Annotated in this window: 17 protein-coding genes; 5 read left to right on the top strand and 12 right to left on the bottom strand. The window is 65.7% G+C overall.

The window, feature by feature from the left end; translation table 11 throughout:
• Positions 1-86 precede the first annotated feature (86 nt).
• The 7 genes from QO207_RS04075 to QO207_RS04045 form a co-directional block, all read right to left on the bottom strand.
• Positions 87-803, bottom strand: coding sequence for an ABC transporter ATP-binding protein (locus QO207_RS04075; RefSeq protein ID WP_301531296.1), 717 nt, complete (start codon positions 801-803; stop codon positions 87-89).
• A complete protein-coding gene (locus tag QO207_RS04070) occupies positions 800-1675 on the bottom strand; it encodes an ABC transporter ATP-binding protein (RefSeq protein ID WP_301531295.1) in 876 nt (291 codons plus the stop codon). The genes QO207_RS04075 and QO207_RS04070 overlap by 4 nt, the downstream gene beginning before the upstream one ends.
• Positions 1672-2976: a high-affinity branched-chain amino acid ABC transporter permease LivM gene (livM, locus tag QO207_RS04065; RefSeq protein WP_301531294.1), complete on the bottom strand. Its 1305-nt coding sequence runs from the start codon at positions 2974-2976 to the stop codon at positions 1672-1674. The genes QO207_RS04070 and livM overlap by 4 nt, the downstream gene beginning before the upstream one ends.
• Before the next feature lie 2 nt (positions 2977-2978).
• Positions 2979-3893, bottom strand: a complete 915-nt coding sequence (locus QO207_RS04060; protein ID WP_301531293.1) for a branched-chain amino acid ABC transporter permease LivH — start codon at positions 3891-3893, stop codon at positions 2979-2981.
• Positions 3894-4027: 134 nt separating this feature from the next.
• A complete protein-coding gene (locus QO207_RS04055; protein ID WP_301531292.1) occupies positions 4028-5164 on the bottom strand; it encodes a branched-chain amino acid ABC transporter substrate-binding protein in 1137 nt (378 codons plus the stop codon).
• Between the two features lie 414 nt (positions 5165-5578).
• Positions 5579-6862 carry an FAD-binding oxidoreductase gene (locus tag QO207_RS04050; RefSeq protein ID WP_301531291.1) on the bottom strand — a complete coding sequence of 428 codons (1284 nt, stop codon included), beginning with the start codon at positions 6860-6862 and terminating at the stop codon, positions 5579-5581.
• A 216-nt stretch (positions 6863-7078) separates the two neighbouring features.
• Positions 7079-8569, bottom strand: coding sequence for an aldehyde dehydrogenase family protein (locus QO207_RS04045; RefSeq protein WP_301531290.1), 1491 nt, complete (start codon positions 8567-8569; stop codon positions 7079-7081).
• Between the two features lie 120 nt (positions 8570-8689).
• Between QO207_RS04045 and QO207_RS04040 the strand changes: the two genes are divergently transcribed.
• Positions 8690-9583 (top strand): LysR family transcriptional regulator, encoded by an 894-nt coding sequence (locus QO207_RS04040; protein ID WP_301531289.1) that lies wholly within the window; start codon positions 8690-8692, stop codon positions 9581-9583.
• A 217-nt stretch (positions 9584-9800) separates the two neighbouring features.
• On the opposite strand, the gene QO207_RS04035 is transcribed toward QO207_RS04040, so the two are convergent.
• Together QO207_RS04035 and QO207_RS04030 are read right to left on the bottom strand one after the other, a co-directional pair.
• Complete coding sequence (locus tag QO207_RS04035) at positions 9801-10493, bottom strand: NUDIX domain-containing protein (protein WP_301531288.1); 693 nt, start codon at positions 10491-10493, stop codon at positions 9801-9803.
• Positions 10480-11040, bottom strand: a complete 561-nt coding sequence (locus QO207_RS04030; protein WP_301531530.1) for a nicotinate-nicotinamide nucleotide adenylyltransferase — start codon at positions 11038-11040, stop codon at positions 10480-10482. Before QO207_RS04030 ends, QO207_RS04035 begins: the two co-directional genes overlap by 14 nt.
• A gap of 155 nt (positions 11041-11195) precedes the next feature.
• On the opposite strand from QO207_RS04030, the gene QO207_RS04025 reads away from it, so the two are divergent.
• Genes QO207_RS04025 through nadE form a run of 3 tightly spaced genes read left to right on the top strand, consistent with a single transcriptional unit; the run spans position 11196 to position 13905 of the window.
• A complete protein-coding gene (locus tag QO207_RS04025; protein WP_301531287.1) occupies positions 11196-11843 on the top strand; it encodes a nicotinamidase in 648 nt (215 codons plus the stop codon).
• A gap of 2 nt (positions 11844-11845) precedes the next feature.
• Positions 11846-13045: a nicotinate phosphoribosyltransferase gene (gene pncB / locus QO207_RS04020; RefSeq protein WP_301531286.1), complete on the top strand. Its 1200-nt coding sequence runs from the start codon at positions 11846-11848 to the stop codon at positions 13043-13045.
• Between the two features lie 32 nt (positions 13046-13077).
• Entirely contained in the window at positions 13078-13905 is an 828-nt protein-coding gene (nadE, locus tag QO207_RS04015; protein WP_301531285.1) for an ammonia-dependent NAD(+) synthetase, read from the top strand.
• 52 nt (positions 13906-13957) lie between these two features.
• On the opposite strand, the gene QO207_RS04010 is transcribed toward nadE, so the two are convergent.
• Together QO207_RS04010 and azu are read right to left on the bottom strand one after the other, a co-directional pair.
• The gene (locus tag QO207_RS04010; protein WP_024766000.1) at positions 13958-14584 is read right to left on the bottom strand and encodes a hemolysin III family protein; all 627 of its coding nucleotides are present in this window, start codon (positions 14582-14584) and stop codon (positions 13958-13960) included.
• A 112-nt stretch (positions 14585-14696) separates the two neighbouring features.
• Positions 14697-15143: an azurin gene (gene azu / locus QO207_RS04005; protein ID WP_301531284.1), complete on the bottom strand. Its 447-nt coding sequence runs from the start codon at positions 15141-15143 to the stop codon at positions 14697-14699.
• Positions 15144-15553: 410 nt separating this feature from the next.
• On the opposite strand from azu, the gene QO207_RS04000 reads away from it, so the two are divergent.
• Positions 15554-16141, top strand: a complete 588-nt coding sequence (locus QO207_RS04000; RefSeq protein WP_301531283.1) for a TIGR00730 family Rossman fold protein — start codon at positions 15554-15556, stop codon at positions 16139-16141.
• Between the two features lie 7 nt (positions 16142-16148).
• Here QO207_RS04000 and QO207_RS03995 read toward each other — a convergent pair whose 3' ends face one another.
• Complete coding sequence (locus tag QO207_RS03995; RefSeq protein ID WP_301531282.1) at positions 16149-16544, bottom strand: type IV pilin protein; 396 nt, start codon at positions 16542-16544, stop codon at positions 16149-16151.

The raw sequence follows: 16544 nt of genomic DNA, 5'->3' as shown, positions 1-16544 counted from the left end.
ACCGTAGGAGCGGACTCTGTCCGCGATGTTCTCAGGCGCGCCGGGAAGCATCGCGGACGGAGTCCGCTCCTACGCAAGGTGATGGGTCAGTGCCCACCCAGATACGCGTTACGAACCTCCTGGTTACCCAGCAGTTCAGCGCCGGTACCGCTCAGGCGAATCTCGCCGTTGACCATCACATAGCCGCGGTCGGACAGCTTCAGCGCATGGTTGGCGTTCTGCTCCACGAGGAACAGCGTCATCCCGCTCTTGGCCAATTCGCGCAGGGTCTGGAAGATCTGCTTGACCACGATGGGCGCCAGCCCCAGCGAGGGTTCGTCGAGCAGCAGCAGCTTGGGCCGGCTCATCAGCGCACGGGCGATGGCGAGCATCTGCTGCTCGCCGCCGGACATGGTCATGGCGCGCTGGTTGCGCCGCTCCTTCAAGCGCGGGAAGAGGTCGAACATGCGCTGCATGTCTTCCTCGGCGTGCGTCATGCCGACAGGAATGGTGCCCATCAGCAGGTTCTCCTCCACCGTCATGTCAGGGAACACCCGGCGTCCTTCCGGCGACTGCGCGATGCCGTTGGAAGCGACGTAGTGCGCGGACTTGTGGCGGATGTCCTGGCCCTTGTAGAGGATCGCGCCGCCAGCCGCGCGGGGCTGGCCGAAGATCGACATCAGCAGCGTCGACTTGCCCGCGCCGTTGGCGCCGATCAGCGCCACGGTTTCCCCTTCGTTGACGGTCAGCGAGACTTTCTTCAGCGCCTGGATCGGCCCGTAGAACACATCGACCTCACGGAATTCCAACATCGGCGCCGTCATGCCAGCTCCTCTTCGTCTGCGCCGAGATAGGCGGCGATCACTTTCTCGTTGTGGCGGATTTCGTCCGGCGCGCCACGGGCGATGACCACGCCATGGTCGAGCACGATGATGTGGTCGGAGATGTTCATCACCATGCCCATGTCGTGCTCGATCAGCAGCACGGTGATGCCGTGGTGGTCGCGCAGGTAGCGCACGATGCGCGCCAGTGCCTGGGTTTCCGCCGGGTTGAGGCCGGCGGCGGGTTCGTCGAGGCAGATCAGCTCGGGCCGGGTGCACATGGCGCGGGCGATCTCCAGGCGGCGCTGCTGCCCGTAGGACATCTCGCCGGCAAGGCGATTGGCGCAGTCCACCAGGTCCACCACTTCCAGCCAGTAGAAGGCATGGTCCAGCGCCTCGCTTTCCGCGCGACGGTAGCCGGGGGTGTTGAGCACGCCGGCGATGAGGTTGCGGTTGACGAACATGTGCTGGGCCACCAGCAGGTTCTCCACCACCGACATCTCGCGGAACAGCCGGATGTTCTGGAAGGTCCGCGCCAGCCCTGCGCGGTTCACCAGGTGGGTGCCGCCGAACATCTTGTAGAAGACGCGATTGCCGAACTGCGCCGGGTTGACGAAATCGCCGGCCTGGAACGGCTGGCCAAGCACCTTGATGACGTCGGTGGTGCCGCCCTGGGTATTGAGCAGGATGTTGCCGCCAGTGGCCTTGTAGAAGCCGGTAAGGCAGTTGAACACCGTGGTCTTGCCGGCGCCGTTGGGGCCGATCAGCGCGGTGATGGAGCCGCGCTCCACGTCGAGGTTGACGTCGTTGAGCGCCTTGATGCCGCCAAAATGCATCATCAGGTGTTCGACGCTGAGGATCTTGTCAGCACTCATGGCGCCACCCCCTTGCGCACGGCAAAGCCCGAGCGGCTGATGCGGATCAGCCCGCGCGGACGCCAGATCATCATCAGCACCATGAGGATGCCGAACAGCAGCACGCGGTAGTCGGCGAAGCTGCGCAGCAACTCCGGCGCCACGGTGAGAACGAAGGCGGCGATCACCACGCCCACCGTCGAACCCATACCGCCCAGCACCACGATGGCGAGGATCAGCGCCGACTCGAAGAAGGTGAACGACGACGGGTTGACGAAGCCCTGGTAGCTGGCGAAGAACACCCCGGCGAGGCCCGCCGTGGAAGCGCCGAGCATGAACGCCGAGAGCTTCACCAGCACGTGGTTCAGGCCCATGGCGCGGCAGGCGATCTCGTCCTCGCGCAGCGCTTCCCAGGCGCGGCCGACCGGCATGCGGGTCAGCCGGTGCTTGATATAGAGCACCAGCATGACCACCAGGAACAGCACGATGTAGATGAACAGGAACTTGAAGTTCTGGTTGTAATCGATGCCGAGGAACTCGTGGATCGGCGTGCCGCCTTCCTTCGCCCGGCGACCGAATTCGAGGCCGAAGAAGGTCGGCGACGGCACCGGCATGCCGTTCGGGCCGCCAGTGAAGGACAGCCAGTTGTTGAGGATCAGGCGGATGATCTCGCCGAAGCCCAGGGTCACGATGGCCAGGTAGTCACCGTGCATGCGCAGCACCGGGAAGCCCAGTAGCGCCCCCGCCAGCGCGGCGGTGATGGCCGCCAGCGGCAGCACCGACCAGAAGCCCAGGCCCAGGTACTGGTAGCCCAGCGCGAGGCCGTAGGCGCCGATGGCGTAGAAGGCCACGTAGCCGAGGTCTAGCAGGCCGGCGAGGCCGACCACGATGTTCAGCCCCAGGCCCAGCAGCACGTAGATCAACCCGAGGATGATCACCGTGAGCAGGTACTTGCTGGCGAAGAACGGGAAGATCACCGCGGCGAGGATCACCAGCGGAACGATCCAGCGCAGGCGCGTCTTGTAGCCCGGCGGCAGGACGCTGATGCCCGAGTCCGTGCTTTCGAAGCGGTCCATGATGCGGCTGCCGGCCGGAGTCTGCAGGTACAGGCTGAGCAGCAGGCGGCCGAGCATCACCGCGCCGATCATCCAGGCGAGGCGCACCGGCTCGAGCTTGAAGCTGTAGCCGTCGAGCACGATGCCGACGATGGGGCCGAAGACGATCAGGGCGATCAGCCCGGCGAGCACGGTGTCGACCAGGCTCTTCTTGATATCGATGCGCGCAGTCTTGGGCGCGGCTGAAGTCTGGGAGGCGGACGTCATGCTTACACCTTCGACACCTGGGGACGACCCAGGAGCCCTTGCGGCCGGAAGATCAGGATGGTCACCAGCAGGCCGAAGGCGAACACGTCCTTGAAGTCGGTGTTCACCATGCCCGAGAACTGCGCCTCGGCCACGCCCAGGATCAGCCCGCCGAGCATGGCGCCGGGCAGCGAGCCGATGCCGCCGAGCACCGCGGCGGTGAACGCCTTGATGCCGATGATGAAACCTGCGTAGAAGTCGAAGGTGCCGTAGTTCATGGTGATCAGCACGCCGGCCAGCGCGGCCATGGCGGCGCCGATGATGAACACGTAGGAGATCACCCGGTCGGTGTTGATCCCCAGGATCGAGGCCATCTTGCGGTCCTGCTGGGTGGCGCGGCACATGCGCCCGAGCTTGGTGTACTGGATCACGTAGGTGAGCACCGCCATGCCGACGAAGGCGGCGATGAGGATGAACACCTTGGTGTAGGTCAGCTGCACGAAGCCTTCGCCGATATGGAACTTGAAGGCACCGTCGAGCAGGGTCGGCACGCCTTGCTGGCGCGGGCCCTGGGCCAGTTGCACGTAGTTCTGCAGGATCAGCGACATGCCGATGGCGGAGATCAGCGGGGCCAGGCGCGTGGAGTTGCGCAGCGGCTTGTAGGCGATGCGCTCGATCACCCAGCCGTAGACGCCGGTGACGAAGATGGTGAAGACCAACGTGCCGAGGATCAGCAGCGGGAACGACTGCAACCCGAAGAACGCGAGCAGCGCCAGGGCCACGGCGGAGAGGTAGGCGGAGATCATGTACACCTCGCCGTGGGCGAAGTTGATCATGCCGATGATGCCGTAGACCATCGTGTAGCCGATGGCGATCAGGCCGTAGACCGACCCCAGGGTCAGCCCGTTGATCATTTGCTGGAGGAAGATACCGTCCACGATTGAGTACTCGCGCAAGCAGGGCAGGAAAGGCGGACGGCTCGCGCAATCACCGGCTCGTGACCAGCTGCGCGCGTTTCGTCGACCTGCGGGGAAGCCGGCGCCGCGGGTAGCGGCGCCGGCCGGTCAGGCGGTTACTTCTTGAACGCGTCGAGCTGGTGGTACTTGCCCTTGTCGTCCCACTCGTAGACCACGTAGTCGGAGACTTTCAGGTCGCCCTTCTTGTCCCACTCCTTCTGGCCCATGACGGTGGGGACCGGGTGCGACTTCAGCCACTCGCTGGCCTTGGCCGGGTCGGTCTTGCCGGCGCCGTTGAAGGCAGCGGCCAGGGCCTGGATCGAGGCGTAGGAGTACAGGGTGTAACCCTCGGGCTCGAAGCCGTTGGCGCGGAATTTCTCCACCACGGCCTTGCCGTCCGGGATCAGCCGCGGGTCGGCGCCGAAGGTCATCAGCACGCCCTTGACGTATTGCGGGCCGCCAGCGGTGGTGACCAGTTCGTCGGTTACGATGCCGTCGTCGGACATGAACTTGGCGGTCAGGCCCTGCTCGCGCATCTGCCGTACCAGCGGGCCGGCTTCCGGGTGCAGGCCGCCGAAGTAGACGACTTCTGCGCCCGAGGCGCGGATCTTGGTGACCAGGGCGTTGAAGTCCTTCTCGCCACGGGTCAGGCCTTCGTACAGCACTTCCTTCACGCCGCGCTTGTTCAGCTGCGCACGGGTGGCGTCCGCCAGGCCCTGGCCGTAGGTGTCCTTGTCGTGGATCACCGCGACCTTCTTGGCCTTCAGCACATCGACGATGTAGTCGCCGGCGACCACACCCTGCTGGTCGTCTCGACCGCACATGCGGAACATGCCGGACAGGCCGCGTTCGGTGACCTGCGGGTTGGTGGAACCGGGGGTGATGGCGATGATGCCGGCCTCGTCATAGACCTCCGAGGCGGGGATGGTGGAGGAGGAGCAGAAGTGGCCGACCACGGCGACCGCCTTGTCCTGGTCCACCAGACGGTTGGCCACGGCCACGGCCTGTTTCGGCTCGCAGGCGTCGTCGGCCTTCACCAGCTTGATCTTCTCGCCATTGATCCCGCCGGCGGCGTTGATGTCCTCTGCGGCCAGGCTCGCCCCACGCCAGTACTGTTCACCGAACGAGGCGTTGGCCCCGGTATGCGGCCCTGCGACCCCGATCACGACATCGGCCTGTACAACGGAAGACATGCCCAGCGCGGTAGTCACCGCCAGAGCCAGAAAACCTTTTCTGAAAATCTTCTGCGACATGGAGTTTTGCTCCTGAGGGTTTTTTTGTAATGGCGCGTTGTATTTCGTGTTGGCGATTTCTCGTTTAAGCGATTCAGCGAGTTATCGACAGCAAGCGGCGTGCCATTCGTTTTTGTTATTAACCAAGTCCTACAGCAAAAACAGCCTGAGCTGGCAGACATCAAGTGCTAGACACGTGCAACCCCATCAATGCCGAAGGTGCAACCAGGCGGCAAACAGGGTGCAACCACCTTTCCCGTGAGCTGGCTTTTTCCAGCCACCACAGGCGCAACCCCAACCGTAACCATTGCTGTCACCGAACTGCACATCCGCGGTGCAGACCCGTCGGGGTAACGCACCATAAGAGGCTAGACCAAAGTGCAGCGAGCGTTGGTGGGTCAAACCGGGGCGGCGCGCGCCCCAGTCTGAACGACCTCAGATCACCACCCGCAGGCATTGCCCGGCGTGGTAGAGGGAGAAGCCGGCTTCGTACAGACAGCTGCGCAGGCCCACAGCGGAAATTTCCTCCATGGGCCGCAGCGGCATCGGCAGCGCGCTGGCGTCGCCGTCCAGCAGGAAGTCGGCAAAGGCCTTGCCCACCACCGTGCCGGTGGTGACGCCACGACCGTTGTAGCCGCTCATGGCGACCAGCCCCGGCGCCGGCTCGAACAGGCGCATGAGGTGGTCGGGGGTGAAGTCGATGCAGCCGGTCCAGGTGAACTCCCAGTCCACCTTGCCCAGCCTGGGGAAGTAGTGCTGCTGGATACGGTCCGCCCAGCTTTTCAGGAACCACGCCGGCTTGCCGGTGCCCTTGCCGAGGCTGCCGAGTAAAAGGCGGCCGTCGGCATCGCGGCGGATGCTGCTGAGCACCTGGCGGGTATCCCAGGAGCCCTGCCCGCCCGGCAGGATGCGCGCAGCTTCCGCGCCCTCCAGCGGACGCGAGGCGACCTGATAGTAGTAACCGGGGAAGAAGGTGCGACGCAGCTGCGTCCACTCGCCTTCGGTGTAGGCGCTGGAGGCGATCACCACCTTGTCGGCAGTGACCACGCCGCCGGAAGTGATCACGTTCCAGGCGCTGCCCACGCGTACCAGGCCGACCACCGGAGAGTGGTGGTACAGCTCGCCACCCAGGCCGACCACAGCGCGGGCGAGGCCGCTGACATAGCCCATCGGATTGAGCGTGCCGGCACGACGGTCGAGCAACGCGCCGGCGATCTTGTCGGTGCCGCAGGCCTGTTCGCAGTCAGCGCCGGCAAGCAGCTCTACCGGTGCACCCCGCCGGCCCCATTGCTCACAGCGGCTGCGCAGGTCGGCCAGGCCACGAGCGTTGTGCGCCATGTGCAGGGTGCCCTCGCGGCGCGCCTGGCAATCGATGGCGTACTTGTCGATCAGCGAGAACACCAGCGACGGCGCGTTGCCGAGCATGCGGTTCACCCGCTGGCCGATCTCCGGCCCCATGCCCGCTTCGATCTCGTCCGGCGGAATCCACAGGCCGGCGTTGACCAGCCCGACGTTGCGCCCCGAGCCTCCATGCCCGGTGGTGTGGGCTTCCAGCACGCAGACCTGCTGGTCGCGCTCCAGCAGATGCAACGCGGCGGACAGGCCGGTGAAGCCGGCACCGATGACACACACGTCAACCTTGCGGTCCCCGCGCAGCTCCGGGGCTTCCGGGCGGTCAGGAGTCAGGTATTCCCACAGACACTCTTGGCGAAGCGACATCCAGCGATCCTTCTACGCGAACCTTTGTGAATGACTCGATACAGCTGTGCTTTGTGTAGGAGCGAGGGGGACGCCTAGTTCTTGCTCGCGAACCGCATAACACCGAAGCTCACCCGGGCCTTGTTCGCGAGCAAGCTCGCTCCTACGAAGAGCCAATCCGTAGGGCGCATAACGCGGCACGCGTTATCCGCCGCAGCCCAGCGCTGAATGCCGGCCTCAGTCGAAGACTATGCCCTGCGCCAGCGGCAGTTCCCGCGAGTAGTTCACGGTGTTGGTCTGCCGGCGCATGTAGCCCTTCCAGGCGTCGGAGCCGGATTCGCGGCCGCCGCCGGTTTCCTTCTCGCCACCGAAGGCGCCGCCGATCTCCGCGCCGCTGGGGCCGATGTTGACGTTGGCGATGCCGCAGTCGCTGCCCACCGCCGAGATGAAGGCTTCCGCCTCGCGCAGGTCGGTGGTGAAGATGCACGACGACAACCCCTGGGGCACGCCGTTGTTCAGCGCCACCGCGTCGTTGAAGTCCTTGTACGGCACCACGTAGAGGATCGGCGCGAAGGTCTCGCTGCGCACCACGTCGCTCTGCTCGGGCATCTCGACGATGGCCGGCGACACGTAGTAGGCCTCGGGGAACTGGTCGGCCAGCTGTCGCTCGCCGCCGAACACCACCCCGCCCTCGCCACGTGCCTGCTCCAGCGCGCCCTGCATGGCGAGGAAGCTGCGCTCGTCGATCAGCGGGCCGACCAGGTTGCCCTCCAGCGGATGGCCGATGCGCACCTTGGCGTAGGCGGTCTTCAGGCGGCTGACGAACTCGTCCTTCACCGACTCATGGGCGATCAGCCGGCGCAGGGTGGTGCAGCGCTGCCCGGCGGTGCCGACGGCGCTGAACAGCACGGCGCGCACGGCCATGTCGAGGTCGGCGCTGGGCGCCAGGATCATCGCGTTGTTGCCGCCCAGTTCGAGGATGCTGCGGCCGAAACGCGCCGCCACGCGAGGGCCGACTTCGCGGCCCATGCGGGTGCTGCCGGTGGCGCTGACCAGGGCGACGCGCACGTCGTCCACCAGCGCTTCGCCGGCGTGGCGATCACCGATCACCACCTGGCTGAGGTGCGCCGGGGCGTCACCGAATTTCTTCAGCGCCCGCTCGAACAGAGCCTGGCAGGCCAGCGCGGTGAGTGGAGTCTTCTCCGACGGTTTCCATACCACCGAGTTGCCGCAGACCAGCGCCAGCGCGGTGTTCCACGACCACACGGCAACCGGGAAGTTGAAGGCGCTGATCACCCCGACCACGCCCAGCGGGTGCCAGGTCTCGCGCATGTGGTGGCCGGGGCGCTCGGAAGCGATGGTCAGGCCGTAGAGCTGGCGCGACAGGCCGACGGCGAAGTCGCAGATATCGATCATCTCCTGCACTTCACCCTGGCCTTCCTGGGTGATCTTGCCGGCCTCCCAGGACACCAGTTCGCCCAGCGCCGCCTTGCTCGCCCGCAGCTCCTCGCCGAACAGCCGCACCAGCTCGCCACGACGCGGCGCCGGCACCTTGCGCCAGGCGTCGAAGGCATGGGCGGCGCGGCCGATCTTCTGTTCCACCTCGGCGGCGCTTTCCAGGCGCACCGCGCCCAGGCGGCTGCCGTCGATGGGAGAGTGGATGACCTGATCGCCACCGGTGACCAGGCGGGCGTCGACGCCGAGGTATTCGAGCAGTGCGGAAATCATGCGGGCTCCAGTTCTTTTCAGATGACCTGACGGAATGCCAGCAGTAATAAACGGCTTGCCGAGGCACAACAAACGACGTTTCCTATGCACATCATTCCGTAAATTCATGAACTGCCCGCCATGCTGAGCAAACGCCACCTGCCGTCCATGACCGCCCTGCAATGCTTCGAAGCGGTGGCGCGGCACCTGAGTTTCACCCGCGCTTCCGAAGAGCTGAACCTGACCCAGAGCGCCGTCAGCAAGCAGGTGGCGCAGCTGGAGGAAATGCTCCAGCACCTGCTGTTCCGCCGCGTGCGCCGCCGCCTGCAACTGACCCCGGCGGGCGACCTGTACCTGGTGGAAGTGCGAAAGATCCTCACCCAGGTGGAGATGTCCACCCACTACCTGCTGTCCTACGGCGGCGAGACCGAAGTGCTGCGCGTGGCGACGCCACCGACCTTCGGCGCGCGCTGGCTGATCCCGCGGCTGAACGGCTGGCGTCATCGTCACCCGAACATCCACCTCGACCTGCGCCAGGAACTGGAGCCCGGCGACCTGCTGCAATCGCGCTGCGACATCGCGTTCTTCTTCGGCGCCGGCACCCTGCCCGGCGCAGAGTGCGTGGCGCTGTTCGGCGAGGAGATGGTGCCGGTGTGCTCACCGGCGATCCTGCCGGCGCAGCCGCTGAGCGACCCGACCCAGCTGGCGGACCTGGTGCTGCTGCAGAACGCCACGCGCCAGGAGGCCTGGCACGAGTGGTTCCTCAGCCTCGGCCAGCACAGCGAGCACAGTTACCACGGGCCGCGCTTCGACACCTTCTACATGTGCATCCGCGCCGCGCAGGCTGGCTGCGGCGTGGCGCTGCTGCCACGGTTCCTGGTGGAAGAGGAGCTGAGCGAGGGCAAGCTGGTGATCGCCTGGCAGCACGGTTTGCAGAGCCGCAGCGGCTACTACCTGGCCTACCCCGAACATGCGGCGGCGGTGCCCAAGGTTCGGGCGTTCGTGGAGTGGATCGGGGAGCGGATGGAGGGGTGATTTTCGTGTGGCCGGTGGCACCCTCTCCCCAGCCCTCTCCCCAGCCCTCTCCCTGAAGGGAGAGGGAGTGTCCGAGTGACTCGGGCGCCCGTGTTCTCCTGACACCATGATTGCAAGCGGGGCACGCTGTTCCCCTTCACGCCGAATCAGTCCCCTCTCCCTTCAGGGAGAGGGTTAGGGAGAGGGAACGCCCAACTCCAAACGCCCCCAGGAACTCCTAAACCAACAAACTCCGATCAAACACAAACGCCCCATCCCCCTGCGGCGTGAAGCGCAGGACATGCTGCGGCCGGCCCATCGGCGGCTGGTGGCGCTCGCCGGTGTCTTCCACCCAACCCGCTGCCTTCATCCGCTCCAGCCGCCCGCGCAGGCTGGAATGCTGGATTTCCTCGCCGATGGACCACTCGAAGGCCTTCAGCGCCTCGGCCACGGTGAAGCGCTCCGGCAGCAGGTGCAGCGGCAGCGCGCTGTACACCGACTTGCCCGCCAGCCGCTCGCAGGCCTGCTGCACCAGTTGGGTGTGGTCGAAGGGCAAGGCGAAGCGCTCGCCGCGCACGGACTCCAGCGGCACGAAGTCCAGATCGTCAGCGGCCAGCTCGGTATCCGGCGCCACCAGCACCAGATAGAACACACTCAGCGACCAGCCGCGCGGGTCGCGCACCGCGTTGCCCACGGTCGCCACCTGCTCCATGTACGCCGGCTTCACCCGCGCCTTTTCGCGCAATGCACGCAGCGCGGCATCGTCCAGGCCGTGGTCGGCGCAGCGGCCGTTGATCAGCACGCCAGGCAGCGCCCACTGTCCCTCGAACGGCGCCTGGCCGCGCCGGATCAGCAGCAGCTCCAGCCCCTGCTCGGGGTTCAGGCGCAGGGCCACGATATCCACGGTGGCCAGCACTTCAGCGGTACTCATCGATGCTCCTCGCATAGCAATGCAATTCTTCCTTCACTTCCGCCAGGCACCAGGCTTCCGGCAGCGGCAAACCCTGGTGCAGGCGCTGGCGGATCATCGAGCTGTGCAGCGCGATGCTCTCCCCCGCCACCAGCCGGCCATAGCGCCGGCGCAATTCGTCGGCACGCTCGAAGCCCTCCAGCTGCGCCTCGTTGTCCTCACCGATCAGCAAGGCAATACGTGTGGAGGGCAGCCCGCTGCACCGTTGCAGCGCATCCAGCAGGTCGATGCTGTAGATCGCCGCATCCCCCGGCGCCAGGCGCGCCTCGATCGGCTCGCAGTACACCCGCTGCCCATCCATCCGCTCCGCCAGCCGCTCCAGCCAGCGACAACGCAGGTGGAAATCGGCCATGCGCTTGCCGAAGGCGTGCCGGTGGCTGGGCACCAGCGCGACCCGTTCGGCGTGCCGCAGGGCCCGGCGAATCACCGATTCGTGCCCTGGGTGCGGCGGGTCGAAAGCCCCACCGTAGACCGCCAGGGCGAAGGCCGGCGACTGCCCGGCAGCCATTTCCGCCGGCACCGTGCGCATTCCGCGACTTATTTCACCATGTACAGAAATCATCTTCCACCTCCGATGATTGTCGATCTTTCTGCTTGACGACTTATTTCATGTCGTGAATTATGTAGTCACGACAGGCCACCAACCGTCAAGCGGAGGCTTCCATGACCCTGATCGCCAGCTTCGATGTAGACGCCCAGAAAGGTTTCACCCCGCTCTGCCCCAACGAGCTGCCGGTACCCGGCGGCGATGCCATCGGCGGCGCGCTCAACCTGATGGCCGAACGCGCCAGCCTGCGCCTGGGCAGCAAGGACGCCCACACGCCGCAAGCGCCCTGGGTGGTGAGCGAGCCGGCACAGATGCTGCAACCGCTGAGCCTGCCCAACGCCGACCTCACCTGGGTCAGCCACTGTGTGCCGGGCACGCCGGGCTTCGAGCTGCTCGACGAACTGCCACAGCCGATGGACTACGACTTCTTCATCTGGAAGGGTGTGGAGCCGGACCTGCACCCCTACGGCGCCTGCTACCACGACCTGGCGGAACGGCGCAGCACCGGAGTGATCGAATACCTGCGGCAGAATGCGGTCAGCCACATATTGGTGGGCGGCCTGGCGCTGGACTACTGCGTGAAGACCACCGCGCTGCAACTGCGCCGCGCTGGCTTCCAGGTGCTGCTGTACCTGCCGGCCTGCCGCGCCATCGCGGAGGAAACCGCAGAAGCCGCCTGCAACGAAATGCGCAGCGCCGGGGTGATCCTCTGCGCGGATGAGAACGAACTGGACGACGCCCTCATGGGCATCAGGGAGAATTGATCATGGCCGAGAGCGTGTTTGCCGAGAGCATCGTGCAGAACCTGCTGGATACCGACTTCTACAAGCTGACGATGATGCAGGCGGTGCTGCACAACTACCCCAACGCCGAGGTCGAGTGGGAGTTCCGCTGCCGCAACGCCGAGGACCTGCGCCCATACCTGGCGGAAATCCGCTACCAGATCGAGCGCCTGGCCGAACTGGAAGCCACCCCGGACCAGTTGGCTTTCCTCGAACGCATCCCGTTCATCAAGCCGGACTTCATCCGCTTCCTCAGCCTGTTCCGCTTCAACCTGCGCTACGTGCACACCAGCATCGAGGACGGCCAGTTGGCCATCCGCCTGCGCGGGCCGTGGCTGCACGTGATCCTCTTCGAAGTGCCGCTGCTGGCCATCGTCAGCGAGGTGCGCAACCGTTACCGCTACCGCGAGGTGGTGCTGGAGCAGGTCGGCGAGCAGCTCTATCGCAAGCTCGATTGGCTCGCCGGCAACGCCAGCGCGGAGGAGCTGAAGGAATTCCAGGTGGCCGACTTCGGCACCCGCCGGCGCTTCTCCTACCGCACCCAGGAAGAAGTCGTGCACATCCTCAAGCGCGACTTCCCCGGCCGCTTCGTCGGCACCAGCAACGTGCACCTGGCCCGCGAATTCGACGTGAAGCCGATCGGCACCATGGCTCACGAATGGCTGATGGCGCACCAGCAACTCGGCCCGCGGCTGATCGACAGCCAGATCGCCGCGCTGGACTGCTGGGTGCGCGAATACCGCGGCCAGCTGGGTATCGCGCTGACCGACTGCATCACCATGGACGCCTTCCTCAGCGACTTCGACCTGTACTTCGCCAAGCTCTTCGATGGCCTGCGCCACGATTCGGGTGACCCGCTGGCCTGGGCCGAGAAGGCCATCGCCCACTACCGCCGCCTGGGCATCGACCCGATGACCAAGACCCTGGTGTTCTCCGACGGCCTCGACATGCCCAAGGCGTTGCAGCTCTTCCGCGCATTGCGTGGCAAGATCAACGTCAGTTTCGGCATCGGCACCAACCTGACCTGCGACATCCCCGGCGTTGAACCGATGAACATCGTGATCAAGATGACCGCCTGCAACGGCCACCCGGTGGCGAAGATTTCCGACACGCCGGGCAAGACCCAATGCCGCGACGAGAACTTCGTCACCTACCTGCGCCACGTGTTCAAGGTGCCGGTGTAACCCCTTTTCCGCTTTCCACAGGAGCCCTCCAGATGAAAGACACACAGGCCGCCATCGCCAGAGAACTCAATGTGCAGCCGCCCTTCCAGTCCGACACCGAGCTGCAGGCCGAGATCCAGCGGCGCGTGCGCTTCATCCAGGACTGCCTGAAGGGTTCGGGAATGAAGACCCTGGTGCTGGGCATCAGTGGCGGCGTCGACTCGCTCACCGCCGGCATGCTCTGCCAGCGCGCCGTGGAAGGCCTGCGCGCCGAGACCGGAAACCAGGACTACCGCTTCCTCGCCGTGCGCCTGCCGTACAACGTGCAAGGCGACGAGCAGGACGCCCAGGACTCGGTGGACGTCATCGCCCCCGACGAGCGCCACACCGTGAACATCGGCCCGGCCGTGCAGGCGCTGGCCGCCGAGACCCAGGCGCTGGAAGGCCTGGCTCCGGCCACCCGCGACTTCGCCCTGGGCAACACCAAGGCGCGCGTCCGCATGGTCGCCCAGTACACCATCGCCAACGCCCGCGCCGGCCTGGTGGTCGGCACCGACCACGCCGCCGAAGCGGTGATGGGCTTCTTCACCAAGTTCGGCGACGGCGCCTGCGACCTCGCCCCGCTCACCGGCCTGGTGAAGAACCAGGTGCGCAGCATCGCCCGCAGCCTCGGCGCGCCCGAGCATCTGGTGGAGAAAGTGCCGACCGCCGACCTTGAAGACCTCGCCCCCGGCAAGCCGGACGAGCACGCCCACGGCGTGACCTACAAGGAAATCGACGCTTTCCTGCATGGCCAGGACGTCGGCCAGGAAGCCTTCGACATCATCGTCCGCACCTTCGAGAAGACCCGCCACAAGCGTGCCCTGCCCACCTCACCGTAAGCGCAAGGCAGCCGTTGGCGCGGAAGCAGTTTCGCGTCAACGGCTCAAGGGTTCAGTGCTGGGGAATGACGTAGCGCCAGATGGCGATGAAGTGCAGCAGGCTGCCGGCGATCACGAACAGATGCCAGATGCCATGCCAGTGGCGGAAGCGGCTGTCGTAGGCGAAGAAGATGATGCCGATGGTGTAGAACGCCCCGCCGCCCACCAGCCAGGCAAAGCCCGCGCCGCCCAGTGCGCGGTACAGCGGGCCGACCGCGATCAGCACGATCCAGCCCATCACCGCGTAGATGATGATCGACAGCACTCGCGCCTCGGAGCGCGGCTTGATCTCCTGCAGCATGCCGATCACCGCCATCGACCAGACGATGCCAAACAGCGTCCAGCCCCAGGGCCCCTTGAGGGTCACCAGGCAGAACGGCGTGTAGCTCCCGGCGATCAGCAGGTAGATCGACAGGTGGTCGAGCTTGCGCAGGATGACCTTCGCCCGACCCCGCACGCTGTGGTAGAGCGTGGAAATGCTGTAGAGCAGCAGTAGCGTCGTGCCGTAGATCGCCACGCTGACGATGCGCAGCGGCTCGCCGAGCAGGCTGGTGGCCACCAGCAGCCAGATGCCGCCTACCAGCGCCAGCAAGGCGCCAATCAGGTGGGTCCAGGCGTTGAAGCGTTCACCGTGGTACATGGGTCCCCCGTCAGGATCTCAACCACGTCACACCCTACCGTCCTTTCATGAAATAAAAAGCCCGACCATGGGTCGGGCTTCTCGGATCAGCAGACTTTCGAGGAAAGTCGCCTCACTTCAGGGTCAGGGTGCCCTTCATCATGGCCGAGTGGCCCGGGAAGGAGCAGAAGAAGGTGTACTGCTCGCCTTCCTTGAGCTTGGAAATATCGAAGCTCACCGAATCCTTCTCGCCGGAACCGATGATCTTGGTGTGGGCGATCACGCGGGTGTCGCCGTCCTTGATGTAGTTCTTGTCCAGACCGGCGGCCATGCCGTCGGTCACCACGCCCTGCATGTCGGCAGCGGTGGTCAGTACCCAGTTATGGCCCATGACGTTCTTCGGCAGGCTGCCCGGGTGGGACAGGTTCACGGTGAAGCTCTTGCAGCTCTTGTCGACGCTGATGGCGTTGGTGCTGAACTGCATCTGGTCGTTGCCCTGGATGTCCACGGAGCATTCGGCGGCCAGCAGCGGGGCACTGAACAGGCCAAGCAGGGATACAGCGGCGAGTTTACGGAACATGACATGCCTCCTAGGCAGGTTGGGCGGAGAATCCTGAAGGGGAAGACTGCCCGAACGTGATCGGGGTTCCCCTGATCTGCATCAATGGCCATCGGCCACGAGCCAAGCTTTGAACTGTCTATCAGGTCGATCAGCAGGATCAACGAGGCAGATCAGCGCACCCCGCCTAGCATAGACCTCTCGCCCCGGCCCAACAGGAGTTCGCGCCATGCCCCGTCTTTCACTGTTACAAAGCCCGCTGCTGCACAACCAGTTGCTGCAAAGCCTGCTCGCCAGCTACGCCCAGGGCGCCACCGCCGGCGGGTTCGGCCGCACCGGATTGGAGTAGCGGATTTTTGGCTTGGTCGCCCCTCGCTCTGCCGCTACCCTGACGGCCTGCAAGAACCGGCCAGCAAAACGAGGACAGCTCCATGACCTTGCGTTCCATCTGCGTATTCTGCGGCGCCAGCCCCGGCGCCACCCCGATCTACCAGGAAGCCGCCGAAGCCCTCGGCCGCCACCTCGCCGAGAACGGCATCCAGCTGGTCTATGGCGGCGGCGCCGTGGGCCTGATGGGCATGGTCGCCAACGCCGCGCTGGCCGCCGGCGGTGAAGTCATCGGCATCATCCCGCAGAGCCTGAAGGACGCCGAAGTCGGCCACAGCGGCCTGACCCGTCTGGAAGTGGTCGACGGCATGCACGCGCGCAAGGCCCGCATGGCCGAGCTGAGCGACGCCTTCATCGCCCTGCCCGGCGGCCTCGGCACCCTGGAAGAACTCTTCGAAGTCTGGACCTGGGGCCAGTTGGGCTACCACGCCAAGCCGCTGGGCCTGCTGGAAGTGAACGGCTTCTTCGACCCGCTGCTGACTTTCCTCGACCATCTGGTGCAGGAGCGTTTCGTCCGCCAGCCGCACCGCGACATGCTGCAGCGCGCCTCCTCGCCCGCCGAGCTGGTCGACGCCCTCGCCGCCTGGAAACCCCTGGCCGCGCCCAAGTGGGTGGACCGCACGCCGACCTGACCTGCGCCTACCAGCAGCGCTCCGCGGCCGCGCCACGGAGCCCGCTGCTGGCCAGCGTCAGCACCCCGCAGGCATCCTCGGCCATCGTGTCCAATGGCGCGGCCTGCAGCCGATAGCTGGAAGCCTGCGGCGGCTCTGCAAACCCCAGCCGATAACGCGCCACACCGCCCTCACGCGGCGCGGTATCGAATGGCAGGCTGGCGCCGAGGTAAGTCCCCCGGCTGGTGTGGTAGCGCTCCAGAAACTGCGCCAGCTCCACCAGCGACTTCTGCGCGTCGACTCGCTGGGCGCGACGGATATACTCGCGATAGGTCGGCAGGGCGATGGCGCTGAGCACGCCGATCAAGGTCACTGCCACCAGCAGCTCCACCAGAGTGAAACCCCGGCCACGCCAGACGCCCAT

This window comes from Pseudomonas sp. CAN1 (assembly GCF_030462585.1).
Classification (GTDB): Bacteria; Pseudomonadota; Gammaproteobacteria; order Pseudomonadales; family Pseudomonadaceae; genus Pseudomonas.
This window is presented reverse-complemented; position numbering and strand designations above follow the sequence as displayed.

Excerpts from the sequence above, each read along its gene's own strand:
- QO207_RS04055 (WP_301531292.1), bottom strand. The coding sequence starts at position 5,164 with ATGTCGCAGAAGATTTTCAGAAAAGGTTTTCTGGCTCTGGCGGTGACT.
- QO207_RS04035 (WP_301531288.1), bottom strand. The coding sequence starts at position 10,493 with ATGAGTACCGCTGAAGTGCTGGCCACCGTGGATATCGTGGCCCTGCGC.
- pncB (WP_301531286.1), top strand. The coding sequence starts at position 11,846 with ATGGCCGAGAGCGTGTTTGCCGAGAGCATCGTGCAGAACCTGCTGGAT.
- QO207_RS04010 (WP_024766000.1), bottom strand. The coding sequence starts at position 14,584 with ATGTACCACGGTGAACGCTTCAACGCCTGGACCCACCTGATTGGCGCC.
- QO207_RS04025 (WP_301531287.1), top strand. The coding sequence starts at position 11,196 with ATGACCCTGATCGCCAGCTTCGATGTAGACGCCCAGAAAGGTTTCACC.
- QO207_RS04050 (WP_301531291.1), bottom strand. The coding sequence starts at position 6,862 with ATGTCGCTTCGCCAAGAGTGTCTGTGGGAATACCTGACTCCTGACCGC.
- QO207_RS04040 (WP_301531289.1), top strand. The coding sequence starts at position 8,690 with ATGCTGAGCAAACGCCACCTGCCGTCCATGACCGCCCTGCAATGCTTC.
- nadE (WP_301531285.1), top strand. The coding sequence starts at position 13,078 with ATGAAAGACACACAGGCCGCCATCGCCAGAGAACTCAATGTGCAGCCG.
- QO207_RS04000 (WP_301531283.1), top strand. The coding sequence starts at position 15,554 with ATGACCTTGCGTTCCATCTGCGTATTCTGCGGCGCCAGCCCCGGCGCC.
- azu (WP_301531284.1), bottom strand. The coding sequence starts at position 15,143 with ATGTTCCGTAAACTCGCCGCTGTATCCCTGCTTGGCCTGTTCAGTGCC.
- livM (WP_301531294.1), bottom strand. The coding sequence starts at position 2,976 with ATGACGTCCGCCTCCCAGACTTCAGCCGCGCCCAAGACTGCGCGCATC.
- QO207_RS03995 (WP_301531282.1), bottom strand. The coding sequence starts at position 16,544 with ATGGGCGTCTGGCGTGGCCGGGGTTTCACTCTGGTGGAGCTGCTGGTG.
- QO207_RS04030 (WP_301531530.1), bottom strand. The coding sequence starts at position 11,040 with ATGGCTGCCGGGCAGTCGCCGGCCTTCGCCCTGGCGGTCTACGGTGGG.
- QO207_RS04070 (WP_301531295.1), bottom strand. The coding sequence starts at position 1,675 with ATGAGTGCTGACAAGATCCTCAGCGTCGAACACCTGATGATGCATTTT.
- QO207_RS04045 (WP_301531290.1), bottom strand. The coding sequence starts at position 8,569 with ATGATTTCCGCACTGCTCGAATACCTCGGCGTCGACGCCCGCCTGGTC.
- QO207_RS04075 (WP_301531296.1), bottom strand. The coding sequence starts at position 803 with ATGACGGCGCCGATGTTGGAATTCCGTGAGGTCGATGTGTTCTACGGG.